The organism is Peribacillus sp. CSMR9 (assembly GCF_033141925.1).
GTDB classification, from domain to species: domain Bacteria; phylum Bacillota; class Bacilli; order Bacillales; family DSM-1321; genus Peribacillus; species Peribacillus simplex_A.
Map to the genome: position 1 here is coordinate 1 of NZ_JAOPHO010000002.1, position 23,158 is coordinate 23,158.

Consider the following 23,158-nt stretch of genomic DNA (forward strand, 5'->3'; position numbering starts at 1 on the left):
CAAGACCCCACAGCCGCTTGCGGTGAGGAGGCTTGGCAGACAGTCGGCGGAAAGGGAGCGGATTTCTGAAATCAACTCACTTTTTAAAATAAAAAAACTGCAAGCACACTCGCTTTTCTTCGAATATATCTCCCAGTCTGGGGGTTCCGAATGTTCTAATCCCAAACCATGATTTTAAAACAAGACTAGATTACTCTTAAAGTTTTTTTACTGTAATCCTTATTGGATTGAAGAAATTTGCGACACTCCTGCCAAATTACTGGCTAGCCAAGACCCCACAGCCGCTTGCGGTGAGGAGGCTTGGCAGACAGTCGGCGGAAAGGGAGCGGATTTCTGAAATCAACTGGCACTTTTTTGAAATAAAAAAACTGCAGGCAAACTCGCTTTTCTTCGAGTTTGTCTGCAGTTTGAATCCGCTATAAAGCGGTTTAATGTCCTCCTAAATAGGCATTCTTGATTTCTTCGCTTGCGGTCAGTTCCTCAGATTTGCCTGATAGGACAATTCGGCCGGTTTCGACAACATAGGCTCTGTCCGCGATGGATAGGGCAAGGTTGGCATTTTGTTCAACCAGCAGGATCGTTGTACCTGTTTTATTGATTTCTTCGATGATATGAAAGATTTGCTTCACCAATAATGGGGCGAGTCCCATGGATGGCTCGTCCAACAACAAAAGCCGGGGCTTGGCCATGAGTGCCCTGCCCATTGCGAGCATTTGCTGTTCACCGCCGGAAAGGGTTCCGGATTGCTGTTTCAGGCGCTCAAGCAAACGCGGGAATAATTCATAGACTTTCTCCATGTCCTGCTTGATGCCTGCCTTATCTTTGCGTAAATAGGCACCAAGCTGAAGGTTCTCTTCAACGGTCATATTAGCAAATACACGCCGGCCTTCAGGTACATGGGAAATGCCCATTTTCACGATGGATTGTGCGGCCTTTCCGCCGATGGATTGCCCTTCATACATGATTTTCCCCTGTTTTGGTTTTAACAGTCCGGAAATGGTTTTCAGCATCGTGCTTTTCCCCGCTCCGTTTGCCCCGATCAGGGTAACGATTTCACCTTCATTAATAGAAAGCGAGATTCCTTTCAAGGCCTGAATGTTTCCATAATAGACGTTAATGTCCTCGATTTTTAACATTATGAAACCTCCTCGCCCAGATAGGCCTCGATGACTTTTGGATTGTTACGGATTTCCTCTGGCTTGCCTTGAGCGATCAGCTGTCCGTGATCGAGTACATATATGCGTTCGCAAACACCCATGACGAGCGGCATATCATGTTCAATCAATAATACGGTCAAATCAAATTTCTCACGGATGAGGGCAATCAGGTTCATGAGCTCGTGCGTCTCCTGAGGGTTCATTCCCGCTGCCGGTTCGTCCAGCAAAAGCAGTTTCGGGTTGGCTGCAAGTGCACGGGCAATTTCCAAACGTCTTTGTTTGCCATATGGCAGGTTCTTAGCCTTTTCATCCTTATATTGATTAAGGTTGAAAATCTTCAGGAACTCAATCGCCTTTTCATCCATTTCCTTTTCGCCTTTAAAATGGATCGGCATCCGGAAGATCGAGCTTAAAATGCTATGCTTCGAAAGGGAATGATAGGCCACCTTTACATTATCGATCACGGATAGTTCACTGAATAAGCGAATGTTCTGGAATGTCCGGCTGATGCCTTTTTGTGTGATTTTATATGGAGGCTTTTTTCTCAAGTCCTCCCCTTTTAAAGAAATCGTTCCCTCCGTCGGGACGTATACCCCTGTCAGTAAGTTAAAAAAAGTCGTTTTCCCTGCTCCGTTCGGTCCAATCAAGCCAACCAATTCCCCAGGGTACAGCTCGACGTTAACATCAGAAACGGCTTTTAGCCCCCCGAACTGGATGCCGACCGAATCGACTTTAAGCAGCGGTGTTTTTATTTTCATGTCTGCTGCCTCCTTTACGTTTGAACATGGATGTTATTTCTTTTGTCCCCATTAAACCTTGTGGACGATAGATCATCATGACGATTAGCACCAGGCTATAAATGATCATTCGCGTTTCAGGATAATCCTGAAGGAATGTCGTGACCACAGTCAGTAAGATGGCCGCCAATACGGCTCCTGAAAGACTTCCAAGGCCGCCAAGTACAACTAAGATCAAGATATCGAATGACTTCAGGAATCCGAAGTTGGATGGCTGGATGATGTAGAAGTTATGAGCGTAAAGCCCTCCAGCAATTCCGGCGAAAAAGGCACCGATCGCAAACGCGACAACTTTGTAATAGGTCGTATTGATCCCCATCGAATCGGCAGCCGTCTCGTCCTCACGGATCGATATGCAGGCTCTGCCATGTGTCGAACTTGTGAAGTTCCTGATAACGATGATCGTAACGATAACGGAAGCGAATACCCAAGGCCAAGTGGTCAAATGGGATACCTGCATCCCGCTTGCCCCGCCAACATAATCGATATTCAAAAGCACGATCCGGACGATTTCCCCAAAACCGAGGGTGGCAATCGCCAAGTAGTCACCTTTTAAACGTAAGCTTGGGATTCCGATGATCAATCCTGCCAGCGCTGCCGCCAAACCGCCCACTATCAATGCTGCAACAAAAGGCATGTCAAGCTTCATGGTCATAACGGCTGAAGCATAGGCTCCGACTGCCAGGAATCCGGCATGTCCGATGGAAAACTGCCCTGTTATCCCGATGATCAAGTGAAGGCTCGCTGCCAGAATGATATTGATCCCGATGAACATGAGCGTATTTTGATAAAAAGGATTTAGCGATCCGCCGCCGATTAACACTTGAACTACGGCGAAAAAGATCAATGATAGTAAAATCGAGAGCCAAAAACCTTTTGCCCGCTTAAATGTAGTCATTGCTTTGTCTCCCCTATACTTTTTCTTTTTTGTTTTTACCGAATAAGCCTTGTGGCATGAAAATCAAGATAAGAATCAGTACGACGAAGGCTACCGCATCACGCCATAATGAGTAACCGGCGGCACTGACCAAAGCCTCGATGACACCAAGTAATAAGCCTCCGACCATGGCGCCCGGTATAATCCCGATCCCTCCAAGTACGGCGGCGACAAATGCCTTCAACCCCGGAAGCACACCCATTAGCGGTTCGATCTTAATATAATAAATGCCGAAAATGACGCCCGCTGCCCCAGCTAAAGCGGAGCCGATTGCAAAGGTGGCAGAAATCGTGTTATTAACATTGATCCCCATCAGCTTGGCTGCATCCGCATCGAATGAAACAGCACGCATGGCTTTTCCTATTTTTGTTTTATGAACGATGATTTGAAGAATGATCATCAGGACTACAGCCACTCCAAAAATCAAAACCGATTGACTATTGATGGAAACTCCAAAGATATTGAACTTGTCCGTCGGCAATACATCATTCGGGTAAGCCTCCGGCTGTGCACCACGGACGTAGATGAATCCGTATTCGATCAAAAGGGAGACCCCGATGGCCGTGATAAGTGCTGCAATACGCGTAGCGTTTCGTAATGGCTTGTATGCGATACGCTCGATTATCACTCCAAAGAGTGCACAGATCGTCATCGAGATTAATAGAGCTGGCACAAATGAAAGATCCAGAACCGTTATCGAGTAAAATCCAACGAATGAGCCGACCATGAAGACATCACCATGTGCAAAGTTTATCAATTTAACAATCCCGTAAACCATCGTATAACCGAGAGCGATAAGGGCATAAATACTTCCTAGTGAAACTCCGTTTATTAACTGCTGTATCAATTCCATGTTCGACTCTCCTTGAAAAATCTAATTTTATAATGTGATTAGTCCAGACTCTTTGCATTCCGCCAAGGGGAAGTTCAGTGACCTGGTATACCTGAAAAATGAGAATTCGCCAGCACCTTCTTTTATGACGAAGGGCCGGCGAAAGGGTTGGAGTTATTCTCCGAAATTAAGGATTGATTTTTGTGTTAAATACTTGTTTTCCCTCTTTAAATTCAAGGATTGTAGCGGATTTGATCGGATTATGTTTTTCATCCAATGTAAAAGTACCCGTTACAAGCTCAAGGTTTTTCGTTTTTTCCAGCGCTTCTTTAATTTTTTCTGAATCGGCTGAACCGGCACGTTTGATCGCATCGGCAAGGAAGTATCCTGTGTCATATCCTAGAGCGTTAAATGCATCCGGGGATTTATCTTTGTACTTCGCTTTAAAAGCTGACACAAATTTCTGAATTTTCTCATCAGGGTCACCTGAAGAATAATGGTTCGTTATGAACGTGTTATTTAGCGCTTTTGCACCGGCAATTTCAACTAGCTTAGGAGAGTCCCAGCCGTCTCCGCCCATGAATGGGACGTCAAGTCCAGTTTCACGCGCCTGCTTCACGATCAGACCAGCTTCCTCATAGTAACCAGGTAGGAAGATGAAATCAGGTTTTGCCGATTTCAAACGAGTCAATGTGGAACGGAAATCCGTATCCTTCGCAATGTAAGCTTCCTCAGCTACGATCTTTCCGCCATTTTTTTCGAATTGTTCTTTAAAGGCTGCAGCTAATCCTTTTGAATAATCACTTGCGCTGTCAATATAGATGGCCGCACTTTTCGCTTTGATTTCTTTAGTGGCAAAATTCGCAGCAACCGTTCCTTGGAAAGGATCGATGAAGCTTGTCCTGAAAATGTAATCATTCAATTTATCCTTGCTGAAAGTGATTTCAGGGCTTGTACCAGAAGGTGAGATGACCGGCACTTTATTATCTTGTGCAATCTGCACTTGTGCAATCGAGTTCGTGCTTGTCGCTGCACCCACGATCGCTGCAACCTTATCTTGTGATGTCAGCTTGATTGCGCCGCTAGTCGCTTCGGACGCTTCAGATTTATTATCGACTTTTATTAGTTTGATTTTTTTTCCGTCAATGCCTTCTTTATTGATTTCTGCAGTCGCAAGTTCCAGGCCTTCCGAAATTGATTGACCATATGAGGCTACACCGCCTGATAATTCAAGGTTGACACCGATCTTGATCGTATCACCGTCCCCGCTTGTTTTATCTGATGAACCGGAGCCGGAACAACCCGCTAGAACTCCTGCAGCAAGTGTTAGAGAAAGGAATGCCCCTGCTAATTTTTTCTTCTTCAAAATAATCCCCCCATTTTGTAATCATAGCTCTGATGCATGAATATTTATTCAAGATGCCCCAGAAAAAATTGATTAAATTAAATTTTTCAAATTAAATTAATATTTCGAAAAATAGTTTACCGCATAATTTTCATTCCGTCTATACAATAATTATGAGAATATTTCGCTAAATAGTAAGTTTTTCATAAGGAGTACACTGTCATTTTTATCTTTATATATTTTAAATATTGTGAAAACAATGGATATATTCAGAAAAAACCGATAATTTAATTATATTGAAATTGTAAAATCCTCATTTATTGCTCGAAAAATTTTATTCATTCTCTCATTTTACCCATCCTATTAATTACATTTTTACCAAAATACAAGTATACTGATAGGGAATTAAACCCAGTTTTTTCACTCCTCTTTAGTCTTAATTCCTATATCAAAATTGAATAATACTATTTTGAATGCATAAAATCATGCATGAATCTCCTGTCCATTTTTAAGCTACCTTGTATATTTCCCATCTCCCAAGCTTCAATTCCCCACAAAAAAACCGCCAAACGGCGGTTCAGTGTCCTCCTAAATAAGCCAATTTAATCTCTTCACTTGAAGTAAGTTCCTCGGCATTGCCCGAGAGGACGATCCGCCCCGTTTCAACGACATAGGCCCGATCTGCAATAGATAAAGCGAGATTGGCATTTTGCTCGACCAAAAGGATCGTGGTGCCAGCCTCACTGATTTCCTGGATGATGTTGAATATTTGCTTCACCAGCAGAGGCGCAAGGCCCATCGAAGGTTCATCGAGCAGTAATAAACGGGGCTTCGCCATTAGGGCCCGACCCATTGCAAGCATCTGCTGTTCCCCTCCCGAAAGCGTGCCAGCCTGCTGTTTGATTCTCTCCAGCAGCCTCGGAAATAACTCATGGACCCTTTCCATATCTTTATTAATGCCTTCCTTGTCCTTTCGCAAATAGGCCCCAAGCTCGAGGTTTTCGGCAACCGTCATGTTGGCAAAGACACGGCGGCCTTCAGGTACATGGGAAATGCCCATTTTCACGATGGACTGTGCTGCCTTTCCTCCAATCGGATCGCCTTCGAACAGAACTTTTCCCTGCTTTGGTTTTAACAGCCCGGAAATCGTTTTGAGCAACGTGCTTTTTCCCGCTCCATTCGCTCCGATCAAAGTCACGATCTCCCCTTCGTTAATCTCCATTGAAACACCTTTTAATGCTTGGATATTGCCGTAATAAACATTGATGTCCTCTATTTTCAGCATCATGAAACCTCCTCGCCCAGATACGCCTCGATAACTTTTGGATCATTGCGGATTTCTTCCGGCTTTCCGTGAGCGATGAGCTGTCCATGATCGAGCACATAAATCCGTTCGCATACCCCCATGACCAGTGACATATCATGCTCAATGAGCAATACGGTAAGGTTGAATTCCTTCCGGATAAAAGCAATGAGATTCATCAATTCTTTCGTTTCATGCGGATTCATCCCTGCTGCGGGTTCGTCCAGTAAAAGCAGTTTCGGGTTTGCGGCGAGAGCACGTGCAATTTCTAGCCGCCTTTGCTGTCCGTATGGCAGATTCTTCGCCTTTTCATCCTTAAAATGGTCAAGGTTGAAAATCCTCAAGAATTCCAACGCCTTTTCATCCATCTCCTTTTCTCCGGAAAAATGTCCCGGCAACCGGAATATGGAACTTGGAATCATATGCTTGGCGAGCGAGTGGTAAGCCACCTTCACATTATCGATCACGGATAGCTCACTGAAGAGGCGGATATTTTGAAAGGTCCTCGAAATCCCTTTACGGGTAATTTTATAAGGCGGCTGCTTTTTTAGATTTTCCCCATTCAAGGCAATCGTCCCTTCTGTAGGGACATAAACACCCGTCAACAAGTTGAAGAATGTCGTTTTTCCAGCTCCATTCGGTCCGATAAGGCCAACAAGTTCCCCTGGAAATAATTCAACGTTCACATCTGACACGGCTTTCAACCCGCCAAAACGGATACCCACCGAATCTACTTTAAGCAACGGTATTGTGGCTTCCATCCTTTTTGCCCCCATTCGTTTTCTTATGTGTGAACAGTGCCGTGATTTCCCTTGTTCCCATTAAACCCTGCGGGCGGAAAATCATCATCAAGATCAGGACAAGACTGTATATGATCATCCTCGTTTCCGGATAATCCTGAAGGAATGTCGTCACGATCGTCAGTAAAATGGCTGCCAAAACCGAACCTGATAAACTTCCCAGACCGCCAAGTACGACGAAAATCAGAATATCGAAGGATTTTAGGAAACCGAAATTCGATGGCTGGATAATATAGAAATTATGGGCATAAAGCGATCCTGCAACTCCGGCAAAAAAAGCTCCGATGACGAAAGCCACCACCTTATAATAGGTCGTATTGATTCCCATCGAATCTGCCGCCGTTTCATCTTCCCTTACGGATATGCATGCACGTCCATGAGTCGAATTGGTAAAATTCCGGATGACTATGATGGTGATCATGACACAGGCAAATACCCATGGCCATGTGGTCAGATGAGATACCTGCATTCCGCTTGCCCCGCCTACATATTCAATATTCAAAAGGATTATCCGGACAATTTCCCCAAAACCAAGTGTTGCGATCGCCAAGTAATCCCCCTTCAGGCGTAGGCTCGGTATCCCGATCACCATACCGGCAACGGCAGCGATGATGCCCCCAGCCAATACAGCCATGATGAAAGGAAGTTCCAGCTTCATCGTCATGACTGCCGAAGCATAGGCCCCTACCGCTAAAAAGCCTGCATGTCCGATAGAGAACTGCCCGGTTATACCGATGATTAAATGAAGGCTCGTCGCCAGCATGATATTGATGCCGATGAACATGAGTGTGTTGATATAAAATGGATTGAGCATACCGTTTGAAATGGTGAACTGCATGATTCCGAAAAAAATGAGTGCGAGCACGATCGAGAGCCAAAAACCCTTTGAATTCTTTAAAGTAGTCATCGCTTTGTCTCCCCTATACTTTTTCTCTTTTATTTTTACCGAATAGACCCTGCGGCAAGAAAATCAAAATCAAGATAAGAACGATGAAAGCCACACCATCGCGCCATAAAGAGTAACCGGCGGCACTGACCAAGGCCTCGATGACTCCAAGCAGCAATCCGCCGACCATCGCTCCCGGAATGATGCCGATACCGCCCAATACCGCGGCCACAAACGCTTTAAGGCCAGGAAGGACGCCCATCAACGGCTCGATTTTAATATAGTAGATTCCAAAAATGACACCGGCCGCCCCTGCCAGGGCCGAGCCTATGGCGAAGGTAGCTGAAATCGTATGATTCACATTGATTCCCATAAGCTTAGCCGCTTCGGAATCGAATGAAACGGCACGCATCGCTTTGCCGATTTTGGTTTTATGGACAACGAATTGTAGGATGATCATTAAAATGATGGATACAGATAAGATCAATATCGATTGACTGCTGATGGAAACGCCGAATATATCGAGTTTATCCATCGGAAGGACATTATTTGGATAGGCTTCCGGCTGGGCGCCCCGGATGTAAATCAGCCCATTTTCTATCAGAAGGGAAACACCGATGGCCGTTATCAAGGCCGCAATCCGTGTTGCATTACGAAGGGGTTTATAAGCGATCCGTTCAATTAAAACGCCAAAGATGGCACAAGTGACCATCGAAATCAATAAAGCCGGGATGAAGGATAAGTCCATAACAGTTATGGCGTAAAACCCTACAAATGAACCAACCATGAATACGTCGCCATGGGCGAAGTTTATCAGCTTGACGATCCCATATACCATCGTATAGCCAAGCGCAATCAATGCATAAATGCTGCCGAGTGAAATGCCATTTACCAATTGCTGAATCAGTTCCATATTCCACTCTCCCCGATAAGGCGTTATTTAAGTGAATATAGAATAGGGGGTGCCTGCCCCCTATCCACATAAGGTATTATGGATTGATTTTTGTCTTGAATGTTTGTTTGCCATCTACATATTCCAAAATGGTCGCCGATTTGATCGGATCATGATTTTCATCAAGGTTCAGCGTTCCGGAAACTAATTTAAGATCTTTGACTTCTTCCAACGCTTGTCTGATTTTTCCGGGAGAGGCATCTCCAGACCTTTTGATGGCATCTGCCAGGTAGTACCCAGTATCATAGCCAAGTGCGGCAAAAGCATCCGGTGTTTTATTGTATTCCTTTTTGAAGGCGGCAACGAAATCCTGAATTTTTGGATCTTCATCTTCTGGGGAATAGTGATTCGTAATATAGGTATTTTTTAACGCCTCCGCTCCGGCAATTTCAACGACCTTCGGGGAATCCCAGCCGTCTCCGCCCATGAACGGAAGGTCCATCCCGTCCTCACGGGCCTGCTTTAAGATCAATCCGACTTCTTCATAATAACCAGGAAGGAAAACGAACTCTGGTTTTGCGGATTTGATCCTTGTCAATGTAGAGCGGAAATCAGTATCTTTTGTAACATAAGCTTCTTCTGCAACGATTTTACCGCCCTTGGCAGTGAACGCTTCTTTAAAAGCTGCGGCCAATCCTTTAGAATAATCACTTGCGCTGTCCACATAGATCGCAGCCGTCTTCGCCCCTATTTCGTCGGATGCGAAATTGGCTGCAACCGTACCTTGGAATGGATCGATAAAGCAAGTTCTGAACACATAATCATTCAGCTTTCCAGCTTTATTGGTGATGTCGGGATTTGTTGCAGTTGGTGTAAGTAGAGGAACTTTATTATCCTGTGCGACCTGAACCTGTGCCAATGTATTTGTGCTTGTCGCTGATCCGACTACAGCAACAACCTTGTCCTGACTGACTAACTTAATCGAACCGCTTGTAGCTTCTGCTGCATCTGATTTATTATCAACCTTAACGATTTCCAGTTTCTTACCGTCGATACCCTCTTTATTAATTTCATCGATGGCCAGTTTCAAACCATCTGCGGCCGATTGGCCGAATGATGCCGTACCTCCGGACAATTCAAGGTTGGCCCCAATTTTGATTGTGTCTCCCGATTTGGATGAACTCCCGCCTGAACTGCTGGTTTTCAAGTCGCCACCACAGCCTGCGAGCGCCCCTGCAACCAATGAAAGTGATAGAAACACTCCTGCCAGCTTTTTATTCTTCATTTGAAACCCCCTTGTTTTGTATGTTCTTTTAAGCAAAAGTGATATCTGAATAAAAAAAATATTCTGAAAATATTTTATCTCATTCTTTCGACCCCGTCTATATGATATGGATAAAAAAGTTATTATAAGGAAATATATGCTTTTTCGACAAAAAAACTGACCCCGTATAGAGTCAGTCAACTTATTATCAATCATTTACACGGCGAACTTCAATGTCTTTTAAAATATCATTGATTACCCAGCTTGCCGCAATTAAGCCCGCTACAGATGGTACGAAAGCATTCGAAGATGGCGGCATTTGGGCTTTACGGATTTTTGCCTCATCATTGCCGACTTCTTTCCGGACATCCTCACGAATGACAATCGGGCTTTCGTCCGAGAAGACGACGGGAATTCCCTTTGTGATGCCTTCTTTACGCAATCTAGTACGAATGACCTTTGCAAGCGGATCTGTATGCGTTTTGGAGATATCGGCAATTTGGAAACGCGTAGGATCCATTTTATTAGCGGCCCCCATGCTTGAAATCACCTTGATATTCCGTTTCAGGCATTCCTTCATCACATGCATCTTATAAATGACCGTATCGGATGCATCAATGACATAATCCAGGCCATAACTGAAGAATTCCTCAAACGTTTCTTCTGTATAGAACATTTTAAGAGCGATCACTTCGCAGTCGGGATTGATGTCTTGAATGCGATTTTTCATCAATTCCGCTTTCGGTTGACCGACTGTTGATAATAGTGCATGAATCTGCCTGTTTACATTAGTTATGTCGACATCGTCCTTATCCACAAGAATAATACGGCCGACACCCGTGCGTGCCAATGCTTCAGCTGAAAAAGAACCTACGCCTCCCACACCCAGGACAGCAACGGTCGTGTTTTTCAGTATATCGATGCCTTCCTTGCCAATTGCTAATTCATTTCGTGAAAACTGATGCAGCATATATATTCAACTCCAATAAATTCTGTTCTTATTTAGCTTCCCATTTAACAATATATCATAAACATCATTTATGACAAGCGAAATATAAGCAGTCTAATCGGAATTAATGTACTAGGTCATTTTCGATAATTTTTGAAGGATGGTAGCCAGCAGGAGAGTCCGTTCTGTCAGGCTGGGAATATCCAAATACTCCTCATCACTATGTGCATCCCCTCCAATGGGCCCGAGTCCATCCACTGTCGCTATACCCAATTCAGAAGTAAAAGAAGCATCCGATCCTCCACCAGTGGCCATATCCGTGATTTGGATGCCAATTTCCTTCCCAGACTGACGGATCGTCTCTAAAAGCAAGTTCGTTTTCTCGTTCTTTTCCATGGGAGACCGGTCCATTTTCCCGCTTAATACCGTTTTCGTCCCTGGAATATAGGTTTCCGCGCAGATTTTTTTCAATTGTTTGAGGATGATGCCTTCTTGCTTTTTTTCAGAGATCCGCACATCCACATAAGCGGCTGCATGGGAAGCGATGGTATTGACAGCAGAACCTCCTTCAATCATGCCGACATTAACGCTGATTCCTTTCTTTGGATCATTCAATTGGTGTAAGGCGATGATCTTATGAGCCAATTCTTCAATTGCACTTCGACCCTTTTCCGGTTCGATCCCTGCATGGGCGGCCACCCCCACTACATCCACCTTAAATTGTCCGCAGCCCCTTCTTTCCGTGACCAGTGAACCATCCGCCCTTGCCGGTTCAAGAATTAACGCGAACTTCTTATCAGCCGCCTTTTCCGATATAAGTGAAGCGGACGACGGAGACCCGATCTCTTCATCACTATTGAGAATGATTTGGATATGCTTATAGCCTGTCTGCCCCGATTGTTTCAAACAAAGGATCGCATAAAAAAGCAAAACCAAACTAGCCTTCATATCAGCAACACCAGGACCGTAAGCCCGATTTCCCTTCACTTTAAAAGGACGTTTTTGGGCTGTCCCTTCAGGAAAAACCGTATCCATATGTGCGACGACAACAATATGCGGCTGATGCGCGTCACGATGCTGGATGACCAGCTGATTGCCATACTTCTGCTGCTCAACCGTATCCACAATAAAATCCAAGCTTTCAAATTTCGTTTTTAAAATCGAACCAATTTCATCAATGCCCTTTTTCGTATGAGAACCACTATCTATATTCACTAGCTGCTCCACTAATTGAAGCATTTCCTTCCTCTTTGCATTCAATAAATCCTTCAAAGCTCTCACTACTTTCTATCCTTGGCTAATTATTATTTCAATCTTACTATAATTTACGAATCAATATTGCGGAATGTTACTTAAATGGGGATATTTAAGTTGTATTCGAGAATAATGGAGACTTACTCGAGAGAAATTGGGTTTGGTCATGAGTTTGGGGCGATTACTCTTGGGTTTGGGCGCTTTACTCGTGAGTTTGGGGCGCTTTACTCGTGAGTTTGGGGCGTTTACTCGTGAGTTTGGGCACTTTACTCGTGAGTTTTGGGCGTTTACTCGTGAGTTTGGGGCGTTTACTCGTGAGTTTGGGCACTTTACTCGTGAGTTTAGGGCGTTTACTCGTGAGTTTGGGTGCTTTACTCGTGAGTTTAGGCGCTTTACTCGTGAATTAATCCATCAAGTCTATATACTCTATTTTTATATTGTCCCAAATAGGGCAATTCAAGAGCAGATAGCATTCGTTGCATGATATCGATTGAATCTATTTGTAATAAAAGCCGTGCTTGTTGATTCGTAATTTTGGGCTCTATGAGGAGGGCATAATCACGAAGAGTTTGAATGTGGGCATCCTTGGAGGCGTAAGAACATTGACCACATGACCATTTGCCCCAGTGATATTGCATATGAAGAGCTGAACAATCAGGGCATTGAACGCTATTTAGCAGATCTTTCACATCAATTTGATACCATTCGAGTATATCCGGATCATATGGGGTATTTTTTTGCAGCAATGTGTTCGATAGTTTATTGCTCTGCCTTTGGGTCAACTGCGCAGAAGGATACTTTTCTTCAATGGTATGAATCTTGGAAATCAGAGTTTCTTTTCCCGTGATTTTTTTGAAAATGGGGGTAAAACCTGGGGTAGTCCTTATGATGGTATTCGAGTTTGCATTGGCAATGAGCGTTTCAATCGGTAGCGAGGGAAAGTTATGAAGAGTGAGCCAATCCATTAAGCAGGATTTTTGCACATCCACTTGAATTAATGGATCCAGATAAGCTTGTTCCTGCCCATCTTTTGTCCGAATCAATTGAGGATAAGAGCGATCAAAATAGAGCATTCCCGCAAAGTTTTTCACTTCGATGATGATACAGTAATTCCGGGTGATAATAAGGAAATCCATTTGAAAATAACGGCTCCCATCGTGACTTAACCTCAAATCATGTAATACTCGATATTCTTTTGGAAGATCCTTCAACTCATTTCCAATACTCCGCTCCCCGTTAAACCCTGTTCGAATTTTCCGGAAATCGTTCCTTATCTGTTCCTGTTTTGGATGGTTTGATGTTAGCCTCCTGCTTAATGCCTCCAGTTTGAGCATTTTCATAGGCTTTTCACACGGTTTTAGCATTCATTCGTCAACTCCTTCTTTTTTAGCTTCTTTATTAAAACCCTTTTTTCCTGCTGGGAAACTAAAAATCAGCATTTTACTCTGAGTTTACTCTGTTTAATCCGTGAGATTTGTTCCTAAACTCATGTATTTTTTTTATTCGGTCGAGAATTCACCCTTTTTACTGTAAAATCATGCTCTTTACTCGTAATTTCACTCCATTACTCGTGAGTTTGCGCCATTACTCGTAAGTTTACACCATTTACTCGTAAATTCATGCCTTTTACTCATAATTTCACTCCATTACTCGTATTCACCCCTTTTACTCGTGAATTCATGCCATTACTCGTGAATTCACCCCTTTTACTCGTGAGTTTGCACCATTTACTCGTGAATTCAAGCCTTTTACTCGTAAGTTCATGCCCTTTACTCGTATTCACACCTTTTACTCGTGAATTCACCCCTTTTACTCGTGAGTTTGCACCATTTACCCGTGAATTCACCACATTTACTTGTAAGTTACCATTCTTCACTATTTTAACGCACAAAAAAACCCATGTTTATTTAACATGAGTTGCTTTGTAAGTTGTAAGAGTCCCAATTGTGCCGTTTACGCCTTTGTTTTGAACCCGCTCTCCGCAGGTGGGTGCTCGGTTCCTCGCGTTTGTAAGTCCTCTTCGAGGGAGGCATTTACGCGGCCAGGAAACTAGTGCTCCCGGTAACTATAAGTGTTCGGTCAAAACTTATAGGTTAAAGAACGAACACATCAGGACCCTTACTTGTTGAAAACATCATATCATAATGCTTAACTATGTTTCAAGAGAAACCATCTAGGTATTTTTTCATATTTTTGCCAGATTGATTATTTTTTGAGTGCAGCAAGCCTTAGGCTAAGTTCGGCCAATTGCTTGTCACTTACAGCACTTGGTGCGTCAACCAGCAGGTCGCTTGCGCTTGCTGTTTTCGGGAACGCGATGGTGTCGCGAAGGTTCGTGCGGCCAGCAAGCAGCATGACCATACGGTCCAATCCAAGGGCGATTCCGCCGTGTGGTGGCGTTCCGTATTCGAATGCATCCATTAGGAAGCCGAATTGTGCGTTTGCTTCTTCTTCCGAGAATCCAAGGACTTTGAACATTTTTTCCTGAACGTCGCGTTCGTAAATACGCAGTGATCCGCCGCCAAGTTCGTAGCCGTTCAAGACAAGGTCATATGCTTGTGCACGGACGCTTGCTGGGTCTGATTCTAGTTTGTCCATGTCTTCACGGAATGGCATTGTGAATGGATGGTGTGCTGCATAGTAGCGTCCTTCTTCTTCGTCATATTCAAATAATGGCCAGTCCGTCACCCATAGGAAGTTGAATTTGCTTTGATCAATCAAGCCTCTTTCTTTACCAAGCTTGTTGCGAAGTGCTCCAAGTGCATCAGCGACTACGCCTTTCTTATCTGCAACGAATAAGATTAGATCGCCTACTTCAGCTTCCAATACGGATACTAATTGCTGTTGATCTTCCGCGAAGAATTTAGCGATCGGTCCTTTTACTCCGTCTGCTTCAACTTTCAGCCATGCAAGGCCTTTTGCACCGTAAATAGCTGCAAATTCAGCCAATCCATCAATATCTTTACGGGAATAATCTGCATTTCCGTCCTTAACTACGATCGCTTTAACTTGTCCGCCGTTTGCAATAGCCCCGGTGAATACTTTGAAATCACTGTCTTTGACGATTTCAGAGACATCTTTAAGTTCCATACCGAAACGTGTATCCGGTTTGTCGGAACCGTAACGGCCCATCGCTTCAAAGTATGTCATTCTAGGGAATGGCAGTGTTACGTCAAGCCCTTTTACGTCTTTCATCACTTTAGCCATCATGTTTTCTGCGGTGTTAATGATATCTTCTTGGCTCATGAAGCTTGTTTCAATATCGATTTGCGTGAATTCAGGCTGTCTGTCGGCACGTAAATCTTCATCACGGAAACAGCGGGCAATTTGATAATAACGTTCGAAACCGGATACCATCAATAGCTGCTTGAAGATTTGCGGTGACTGCGGAAGTGCATAGAACTCACCTTCGTGTACACGGCTAGGCACTAAGTAATCACGCGCTCCTTCAGGTGTGCTTTTCGTTAAGATAGGTGTTTCAATATCCAGGAAGCCTTCACCGTCCAAGTAATCACGGATTGCTTTTGTTGTTTGGTTACGCATTTTCAGCGTTTCGAACATCGCTGGACGGCGCAAGTCCAAATAACGGTATTTCAAGCGGATATCTTCAGAAACATCCGTTCTTTCATCAATGATGAACGGAGGGGTTTTCGCTTCATTTAAAATTGTAACGTTTTCGGCTTGAACTTCGACCGTACCTGTTGTTACATTCGGGTTGAAGTTGGCTTCCTCACGTTTGATGACTGTCCCTTGGATATCAAGGACATATTCATTACGGATCTTTTCAGCTGTGGCCAAGGCTTCTGCCGAAATGTCCGGATTGAAAACGACTTGGACGACTCCGCTTCTGTCACGCAGGTCGATAAAAATGACCCCGCCCAAATCCCGACGTTTTTGTACCCATCCTTTTAATGTTACTTTTTCACCAATAGCTGCTTCTGTCACTTCACCATTGAAGTATGTTCTGCCAAACATGGTATTTCCCCCTTAAGCCTGTAGCTTTTTGAATTGTTCAACGAATGTGGCAAGATCCATTTGGACTTGTTCACCGGTTTCCATGAACTTCACGTTGATTTTATTATTTGCCAATTCCTCTTCACCGAGTGTCGCCACATATCTCGCTTCGAGACGGTCGGCTGATTTGAATTGAGCTTTCACTTTACGGTCTTGATAGTCTTTTTCGACAGTAAAACCGGCATTCCGCAATTGATGGGCAAGTTTGACGGTATAATCCTTGGCCGCTTCACCTAATGAAACAAGATAGCAGTCAATACCCTTTTTGATCGGAAGCTCGATGTTTTCTGCTTGCAGTGCTGCAATCAGGCGTTCAATGCTAAGCGCAAAGCCGATTCCGGGTGTTTCCGGTCCGCCAAGTTCTTCAGCAAGCCCGTTATATCGGCCGCCTCCGCAAAGTGTTGTAATGGCGCCAAAGCCCTCTGCATCACTCATGATTTCAAAAGCAGTATGATTATAGTAATCCAAGCCCCGCACTAGCGTCGGATCCTCGACGAATTCGATTTCCAAGTCCGTAAGATGCTGTTTAACCTTTTCGAAATAAATACGGGATTCATCATTTAAATATTCAATGATGGATGGCGCCGTGTTCATCAATTCGTGATCGTGATCTTTTTTGCAATCCAGGATACGCAATGGGTTTTTTTCCAGACGATTTTGACAATCACGGCAAAACTCGCCAATACGAGGTTCGAAATGTTTGATTAATGCATTCCGATGCGCTGTCCGGCTTTCCTTATCACCAAGGCTGTTGATCACAAGTTTCAGCTTTTTCAATCCAAGTTCTTTGTACAGGTTCATCGCAAGTGACAGAACCTCTGCATCGATTCCGGGATCCTTACTTCCTAAGGCCTCGATGCCGAATTGAACGAACTGACGGAAGCGGCCTGCTTGTGGACGTTCGTAACGGAACATCGGCCCGATATAATAAAGCTTCACCGGCTGATTGGCCCACCCGAACATTTTGTTCTCGATATAAGACCGTACAACTGATGCGGTGCCTTCCGGACGAAGGGTTAAATTCCTTTCACCGCGATCTTGAAATGAATACATCTCTTTTTGTACGATATCGGTCGTATCCCCTACACCCCGTAAAAATAATTCCGTGTGCTCAAAAATCGGTGTGCGGATTTCTTTATATTGGTAACGGTGACAAATATCACGCGCTGTCTTTTCGATATACTGCCAAATTTCCGTTTGTCCAGGCAATAAATCCTGGGTACCTCTAGGAATCTGAATAGACATATTGTTTCCCCCTTAAAAGCAAGGCGCCCTTTCTGATACGGCGCTATACTGATTTTTTCCAAACAAAAAACTCCCGTCCCTTGTAACTTATCCGTTACAAGGGACGAGAGTTTGGATATCCCGTGGTGCCACCCTAGTTGAAGCACAAAAAATAAGTGCCCCCGCTCAAAACAGTTAACGCCTGTTTTACGTCCATCTCCTATTAAGAAAAAATCCGTTCGGAGTGAAGCCTACGGAGGGTTCTTTCATTAAGTCATCATGTGGAATGCTTTCAGCCTCGGCATTTCCTCTCTTTCCATGTGTTTCTTAATTACTCTTCTCCATCATTGGTTATTGCAGTAATAAGTCTGATATTTTATAATCATACGGACGTTAACTTCAAATGTCAAGGCAGGCTTCAGTATTTTGTCGCGTTTTATTGGTTAAAATGTTTTTTCAAATTTTTGATCGTCCTGACATTGACTCCGTATTCGGATGCCAATTCAACAAGGTTTGAGCTTTGTTCCTTCTGGATGAAATCGTGAAAATCGACACCTAATACTTGATTGCCCCCGCTTAAGCTCGTTTGATTTTTTTCGCTGAATTTCATGTGGTTCCCTCCTAGTGTTATATAAGCTTTATTCTTTCCTAAAAAAAATGTTTTTTGCACAAGGAAAGAGGAAAATTTTTGTTGAACGAGAATACATACATATAGACGTTAAAAGGGAGAGACAACTTATGAAGAAGAAATCGGGTTTATTCGGCCTGATCCTAATGCTGATTATGGCAGCAATTTTCCCCATCGATCACGCTTTTGGAAAAGATGAAGGGGAAATTATCGTGACGTCCAAAGTGGTCAATGTCCGTGAAGGCGCGGGTCTCAGTTTCCCTATCGTAAAAAAACTGGCAAAAGGGGAATCCTATCCGATCCTGAAGGAAGATGGCGACTGGATCGAAATCCGGATGGGCATCGGTAAAACTGGCTGGGTCGCCAATTGGCTAGTGGAAAGAACGTCGGATTCGGACACCAACCTGGTCAAAAAGGAATCCGGACAAGGAATGATCTCAGGCAGCTCCGTCCGCGTCCGTACAGGTCCCGGCACAACATTTCAAACGGTTGGCTCCTTGAATAAAGGAACAGCTGTCGACATCATTGAAAAGAATGAAAATTGGATAAAAGTCAAAACATCGGATCTTGAAGGCTGGGTCTCTTCTGATTATCTTAAGCTTCCCGCCGCTTCCGGGAATGCAGCGAAGAAAGGCTCATCCAAGGAAAAAGAAGCAACGAACCAATCCGTAAAAACAGGTGTCACTTTGGTGGACCGGCTCAATGTCCGTTCGGAACCATCGAGAAGCAGCGCAACGCTAGGAAAGCTGAATAAAAATACGGCAGTGACCGTTTATCGCATTGAAAATGAGTGGGCGGAAATTGATTTCCAAGGAGTCCGCGGCTGGGTAGCTGAACCTTACATACAAATAAGCCAAGATAAAGGTGATTCGAAAATCAATACGGCAGGAGCCACTGCAAGGGTGACCGCTACGGGTTTAAATGTGCGGAAAGATGCATCTCTAAACAGCAAGGTCATCGGTTCGGTGAACAAGGATGAGACTTACGCCGTCTTACAAACAAAGGGAAAAATGACGCAGATCCAGCTTTCCGGTTCAAAAAAGGGCTGGGTCGTGAGTTGGTACTTGGAAAAAGAGAATGTTGAACAAACGCCAAAGGAAGAGAGGATTGAGGCAAAGGGAAACAAGATTACCATCATTCATGATGGAACGATTTTTAGAAGTGAGCCTGATGGCAACTCGGAAATCGTAAAGCAGGTCAATGAAGGTGAAACATTCTCCGCAACAGGTATGGAAGGCGATTGGTATTCGATTAAACTAAATAACGGGAAAACCGCTTATGTTGCGGGGTGGATCGTGACGGTCGAAGGGAATTCCGAGCAGATCCAACGCCCTGGGGTTGAAAAATATTTAAAGGATAAAACAATCGTTATCGATCCCGGCCATGGCGGCAGGGATAGCGGTACAGTAGGGGTCGGTGGCACTCTTGAGAAAAACCTGACGATCCGGACGGCCGAGTTGCTGCGTGACAAACTTCAGGCTGCAGGGGCCAAAGTGATATTGACCAGAAGCGGCAATACCTATGTTCCGCTCCCTTCCCGGGTCGGCACTTCACATATCCATAACGCGGATGCTTTCATCAGCCTCCATTATGATAGCACCAAGGATCAGATCACCAGCGGGATAACAACATACTACTATCATGGCTACCAACGTTCATTGGCCACTACACTGGCCAATTCACTCGGTTCCACCATGCAGGTGCCAAACCGCGGATCACGATACGGGGATTTTCATGTTATCAGGGAAAACAAACGGGTAGCTACACTTATTGAACTAGGTTATTTAAGTAATCCAGTGGAAGAATTGACGTTATCATCGAATGAGTATCAAGAAAAAATCACATCCGCCATTTATAATGGATTGGCGCGATATTTCAAATAAAGACAAGCCAGCTTCCCATCGAAGCTGGCTTTTCATTTCCGCCCGTACTGATTGACTAAAAACAAAAAACCTGCCGCAGCAGGTTATTTTTTGCTTTCCAGTATTAATGTAACGGGACCATCATTAGTAAGCTGAACGTCCATCATGGCACCGAATTGACCTGTTTCCGTATGGACGCCTTTATTCCGGAGTTCCTCGTTAAATGCTTCATATATTTGATTCGCCTCTTCAGGACGGGCGGCGTCCATGAAGTTCGGTCGACGGCCTTTACGGCAATCGCCATATAGGGTGAATTGTGAAACTGATAAAATCGAACCTCCCACATCCAATAGTGAGTGGTTCATCTTTTCATTTTCATCTTCAAATATTCTGAGATTGACAATCTTATCGGCCAAATATGCGGCGTCATCGATGGTATCCCCATGGGTGACACCAACCAACAGAACGAGCCCGCTGTCGATTTGACCGATTATTTGGTCTGCGACAACGACTTTGGCGGCTTTGGAACGTTGTAAAACAACACGCATGGTAATAATAACCCCTTAGTTCATTATCCGTCTAACGGAATAAACATCTGAAATTTGTTTGATACGGTCAACGACCTTTTGTAAATGGGCAATGTTATGAATATAAATCGACATGTGAATTGTCGCCACCTTATTCCTGTCGGATTTACCCGAGACCGCTGAAATGTTGGTCTTGGTTTCATTGACGGCTTGCAGCACTTCGTTTAATAAGCCGCGACGGTCATACCCGCTGATTTCAATTTCAACGATGTATTCCTTGCGCTCGTTAATCGTACTTTCCCATTCAACCGGTACGAGGCGATGATCGGAATCACCGCTTTCCAGGTTCGGGCAGTCTTGCCTATGGACTGAAACTCCACGGCCTTTGGTTATATAACCAACGATTTCATCCCCTGGAACTGGGTTGCAACAGCGTGATAAACGGATAAGCAGGTTATCAATCCCCGGTACCCTTACACCTGAGTCACGTTTTTTAGATGAATTGGAGAAGGTTTTCAGATCGGCTACCGCTTCTGAAATATCCGCTTCTTGCTCGACCATTTTCTGCTTACGCCACTTTTCGGTAAGGCGGTTAGCCACCTGAAGTGCTGTTATTCCGTTATACCCGACTGCTGCATACATATCTTCTTCATTCAGGAAATTGAATTTATCTGCAACACGCTTGATGTTCTCGGCAGAAAGGATTTCTTTCAGATCGAACTCCATTTCCTTGATTTCCTTTTCAACAAGCTCTTTGCCCTTTTCGATATTTTCTTCGCGGCGCTGCTTTTTGAAAAATTGGCGGATCTTATTTTTCGCTTGAGATGTTTGAGTGAGTTTAAGCCAGTCCTGACTTGGACCATATGAATGCTTAGATGTCAGGATTTCAATGATGTCGCCAGTTTTCAATTTATAATCCAGCGGTACCATTTTCCCGTTCACTTTGGAACCGATCGTTTTATTTCCGATTTCCGAGTGAATCCTGTAAGCGAAATCAATCGGGTTGGATCCTGATGGCAGTTCGATGACATCGCCTTTTGGCGTGAAAATGAATACCATATCAGAAAAAAGATCAATTTTAAGTGATTCCATGAATTCCTCGGCATTTGTCGCATCATCCTGGAATTCAAGAATTTCCCGGAACCAAGTCAATTTTTCTTCTAATGAAGGCTGTTCACCTACATCTTTTCCTTCTTTATAAGCCCAATGCGCGGCAACCCCGAACTCCGCAATGCGATGCATATCGGAAGTGCGGATCTGCACTTCCAGCGGATCGCCTTTCGGGCCGATCACCGTCGTATGGAGCGATTGATACATATTTGGCTTAGGCATGGCGATATAGTCTTTAAATCGGCCAGGCATCGGCTTCCAGCATGTATGGATGATCCCTAAAACGGCATAGCAATCTTTTATGCTATTGACGACGATCCGGACTGCAAGCAAATCATAAATTTCACTGAACTGCTTATTTTGCAAAGCCATTTTGCGATAAATGCTGTATATATGTTTCGGTCTGCCGGAAAGGTCAGCCTTAATGTTGACTTCCTCAACGTTTTTACGCACTTCATCAATGACTTCTTCCAGATACTGTTCACGTTCTGCACGCTTTTTCTTCATCAGGTTGACGATTCGGTAATACTGCTGAGGATTCAAATACCTTAGTGCAGTATCTTCAAGTTCCCATTTAATCGTACTGATACCAAGACGATGGGCAAGGGGTGCGAAGATTTCCAGCGTCTCGTTCGATATCCTTCTCTGCTTTTCCTGCGGCAGATGCTTCAATGTCCGCATATTGTGCAGTCTGTCGGCAAGCTTGATCAAGATGACCCTAATATCCTGGGCCATCGCCACGAACATTTTCCGATGGTTTTCCGCCTGTTGCTCTTGTTGTGATTTATACTTGATTTTCCCTAATTTGGTCACGCCATCTACGAGCATGGCGACTTCAGGACTGAAATTCTCTTCAATATCCTTCAGAGTGATCTCCGTGTCTTCAACAACATCATGTAAAAAACCTGCCGCAATAGTTGCAGGGTCCATTTCTAGATCAGCAAGAATGCCCGCCACTTGAATCGGATGAATAATATACGGCTCCCCCGATTTACGGAATTGTTCCCGGTGAGAATACTCTGCATACTTAAACGCTCTATGAATAAATTCAGCTTCTTCCGGCTGAAGATATAAGCTGGCCCGTTCTACAACCTGCTCGGCAGTCAATATTTGATCATTAGCCATTTAATCACCTTAACCCCACTTTAACTGCCACCGGATATAATCCGGATTGAGTATGATTGGTAGCACTTCCCTTTATTCTGCAAAACGTGACAATTTTTGCGAAAAAAAATAAATCCGCTTAACACGGATGCAAGTGCAAATAAACTTATTAGCAGAAAAACTCTTTATTATTACTATTATCGAAAAAAAAGGCAAGGATGTAAAGAGTAAAACGTGTATTTTATAAAGAATACTGCATTTTTTCACTGGAAA

At 44.0% G+C, this 23,158-nt stretch carries 20 protein-coding genes, 1 other RNA gene and 1 other annotated feature; of the genes, 1 reads left to right on the forward strand and 20 read right to left on the reverse strand.

Annotation, left to right across the window (positions count from 1 at the left end):
* Window positions 1-428: 428 nt before the first annotated feature.
* The 18 genes from N9I19_RS01840 to N9I19_RS01925 all read right to left on the reverse strand — a co-directional run bounded on the left by N9I19_RS01840 (window position 429) and on the right by N9I19_RS01925 (window position 18,264).
* Window positions 429-1,136 (reverse strand): ABC transporter ATP-binding protein, encoded by a 708-nt coding sequence (locus N9I19_RS01840; protein ID WP_061464207.1) that lies wholly within the window; start codon window positions 1,134-1,136, stop codon window positions 429-431.
* The gene (locus N9I19_RS01845; protein ID WP_317776847.1) at window positions 1,136-1,915 is read right to left on the reverse strand and encodes an ABC transporter ATP-binding protein; all 780 of its coding nucleotides are present in this window, start codon (window positions 1,913-1,915) and stop codon (window positions 1,136-1,138) included. Before N9I19_RS01845 ends, N9I19_RS01840 begins: the two co-directional genes overlap by 1 nt.
* Window positions 1,890-2,852 (reverse strand): branched-chain amino acid ABC transporter permease, encoded by a 963-nt coding sequence (locus tag N9I19_RS01850; RefSeq protein ID WP_317776848.1) that lies wholly within the window; start codon window positions 2,850-2,852, stop codon window positions 1,890-1,892. Before N9I19_RS01850 ends, N9I19_RS01845 begins: the two co-directional genes overlap by 26 nt.
* A gap of 13 nt (window positions 2,853-2,865) precedes the next feature.
* Window positions 2,866-3,744 (reverse strand): branched-chain amino acid ABC transporter permease, encoded by an 879-nt coding sequence (locus tag N9I19_RS01855; RefSeq protein WP_061464210.1) that lies wholly within the window; start codon window positions 3,742-3,744, stop codon window positions 2,866-2,868.
* Between the two features lie 166 nt (window positions 3,745-3,910).
* The gene (locus N9I19_RS01860; RefSeq protein WP_289319977.1) at window positions 3,911-5,089 is read right to left on the reverse strand and encodes an ABC transporter substrate-binding protein; all 1,179 of its coding nucleotides are present in this window, start codon (window positions 5,087-5,089) and stop codon (window positions 3,911-3,913) included.
* Window positions 5,090-5,645: 556 nt separating this feature from the next.
* Window positions 5,646-6,353, reverse strand: a complete 708-nt coding sequence (locus N9I19_RS01865; RefSeq protein ID WP_089361628.1) for an ABC transporter ATP-binding protein — start codon at window positions 6,351-6,353, stop codon at window positions 5,646-5,648.
* Window positions 6,353-7,132 (reverse strand): ABC transporter ATP-binding protein, encoded by a 780-nt coding sequence (locus N9I19_RS01870; RefSeq protein WP_089361629.1) that lies wholly within the window; start codon window positions 7,130-7,132, stop codon window positions 6,353-6,355. Before N9I19_RS01870 ends, N9I19_RS01865 begins: the two co-directional genes overlap by 1 nt.
* Window positions 7,107-8,078 carry a branched-chain amino acid ABC transporter permease gene (locus N9I19_RS01875; protein WP_317776849.1) on the reverse strand — a complete coding sequence of 324 codons (972 nt, stop codon included), beginning with the start codon at window positions 8,076-8,078 and terminating at the stop codon, window positions 7,107-7,109. Before N9I19_RS01875 ends, N9I19_RS01870 begins: the two co-directional genes overlap by 26 nt.
* Before the next feature lie 13 nt (window positions 8,079-8,091).
* Complete coding sequence (locus N9I19_RS01880; protein ID WP_125160026.1) at window positions 8,092-8,970, reverse strand: branched-chain amino acid ABC transporter permease; 879 nt, start codon at window positions 8,968-8,970, stop codon at window positions 8,092-8,094.
* Between the two features lie 76 nt (window positions 8,971-9,046).
* Entirely contained in the window at window positions 9,047-10,234 is a 1,188-nt protein-coding gene (locus N9I19_RS01885; protein WP_317776850.1) for an ABC transporter substrate-binding protein, read from the reverse strand.
* 187 nt (window positions 10,235-10,421) lie between these two features.
* The gene (locus N9I19_RS01890; RefSeq protein ID WP_125160028.1) at window positions 10,422-11,183 is read right to left on the reverse strand and encodes a tRNA threonylcarbamoyladenosine dehydratase; all 762 of its coding nucleotides are present in this window, start codon (window positions 11,181-11,183) and stop codon (window positions 10,422-10,424) included.
* Window positions 11,184-11,294: 111 nt separating this feature from the next.
* Window positions 11,295-12,443: a M20 family metallopeptidase gene (locus N9I19_RS01895; RefSeq protein WP_309145491.1), complete on the reverse strand. Its 1,149-nt coding sequence runs from the start codon at window positions 12,441-12,443 to the stop codon at window positions 11,295-11,297.
* Window positions 12,444-12,808: 365 nt separating this feature from the next.
* A complete protein-coding gene (locus N9I19_RS01900) occupies window positions 12,809-13,780 on the reverse strand; it encodes an NERD domain-containing protein (protein WP_317776851.1) in 972 nt (323 codons plus the stop codon).
* A gap of 266 nt (window positions 13,781-14,046) precedes the next feature.
* Window positions 14,047-14,220, reverse strand: a complete 174-nt coding sequence (locus N9I19_RS01905) for a hypothetical protein (protein ID WP_317776852.1) — start codon at window positions 14,218-14,220, stop codon at window positions 14,047-14,049.
* 129 nt (window positions 14,221-14,349) lie between these two features.
* A non-coding RNA gene (ssrS, locus tag N9I19_RS01910) (6S RNA) lies at window positions 14,350-14,535 on the reverse strand.
* An 86-nt stretch (window positions 14,536-14,621) separates the two neighbouring features.
* The gene (gene aspS, locus N9I19_RS01915; RefSeq protein WP_317776853.1) at window positions 14,622-16,391 is read right to left on the reverse strand and encodes an aspartate--tRNA ligase; all 1,770 of its coding nucleotides are present in this window, start codon (window positions 16,389-16,391) and stop codon (window positions 14,622-14,624) included.
* A gap of 12 nt (window positions 16,392-16,403) precedes the next feature.
* Window positions 16,404-17,675, reverse strand: a complete 1,272-nt coding sequence (hisS, locus tag N9I19_RS01920; protein ID WP_317776854.1) for a histidine--tRNA ligase — start codon at window positions 17,673-17,675, stop codon at window positions 16,404-16,406.
* Window positions 17,676-17,771: 96 nt separating this feature from the next.
* Window positions 17,772-18,011 (reverse strand) — a binding site (T-box leader).
* 79 nt (window positions 18,012-18,090) lie between these two features.
* Window positions 18,091-18,264 (reverse strand): hypothetical protein, encoded by a 174-nt coding sequence (locus N9I19_RS01925; RefSeq protein ID WP_176431781.1) that lies wholly within the window; start codon window positions 18,262-18,264, stop codon window positions 18,091-18,093.
* A gap of 128 nt (window positions 18,265-18,392) precedes the next feature.
* Between N9I19_RS01925 and N9I19_RS01930 the strand changes: the two genes are divergently transcribed.
* Window positions 18,393-20,165 carry an N-acetylmuramoyl-L-alanine amidase family protein gene (locus tag N9I19_RS01930; protein ID WP_317776855.1) on the forward strand — a complete coding sequence of 591 codons (1,773 nt, stop codon included), beginning with the start codon at window positions 18,393-18,395 and terminating at the stop codon, window positions 20,163-20,165.
* An 83-nt stretch (window positions 20,166-20,248) separates the two neighbouring features.
* On the opposite strand, the gene dtd is transcribed toward N9I19_RS01930, so the two are convergent.
* Together dtd and N9I19_RS01940 are read right to left on the reverse strand one after the other, a co-directional pair.
* Entirely contained in the window at window positions 20,249-20,692 is a 444-nt protein-coding gene (dtd, locus tag N9I19_RS01935; protein ID WP_061464218.1) for a D-aminoacyl-tRNA deacylase, read from the reverse strand.
* Window positions 20,693-20,707: 15 nt separating this feature from the next.
* Window positions 20,708-22,906, reverse strand: a complete 2,199-nt coding sequence (locus N9I19_RS01940; protein ID WP_061464219.1) for a RelA/SpoT family protein — start codon at window positions 22,904-22,906, stop codon at window positions 20,708-20,710.
* Window positions 22,907-23,158: the final 252 nt, after the last annotated feature.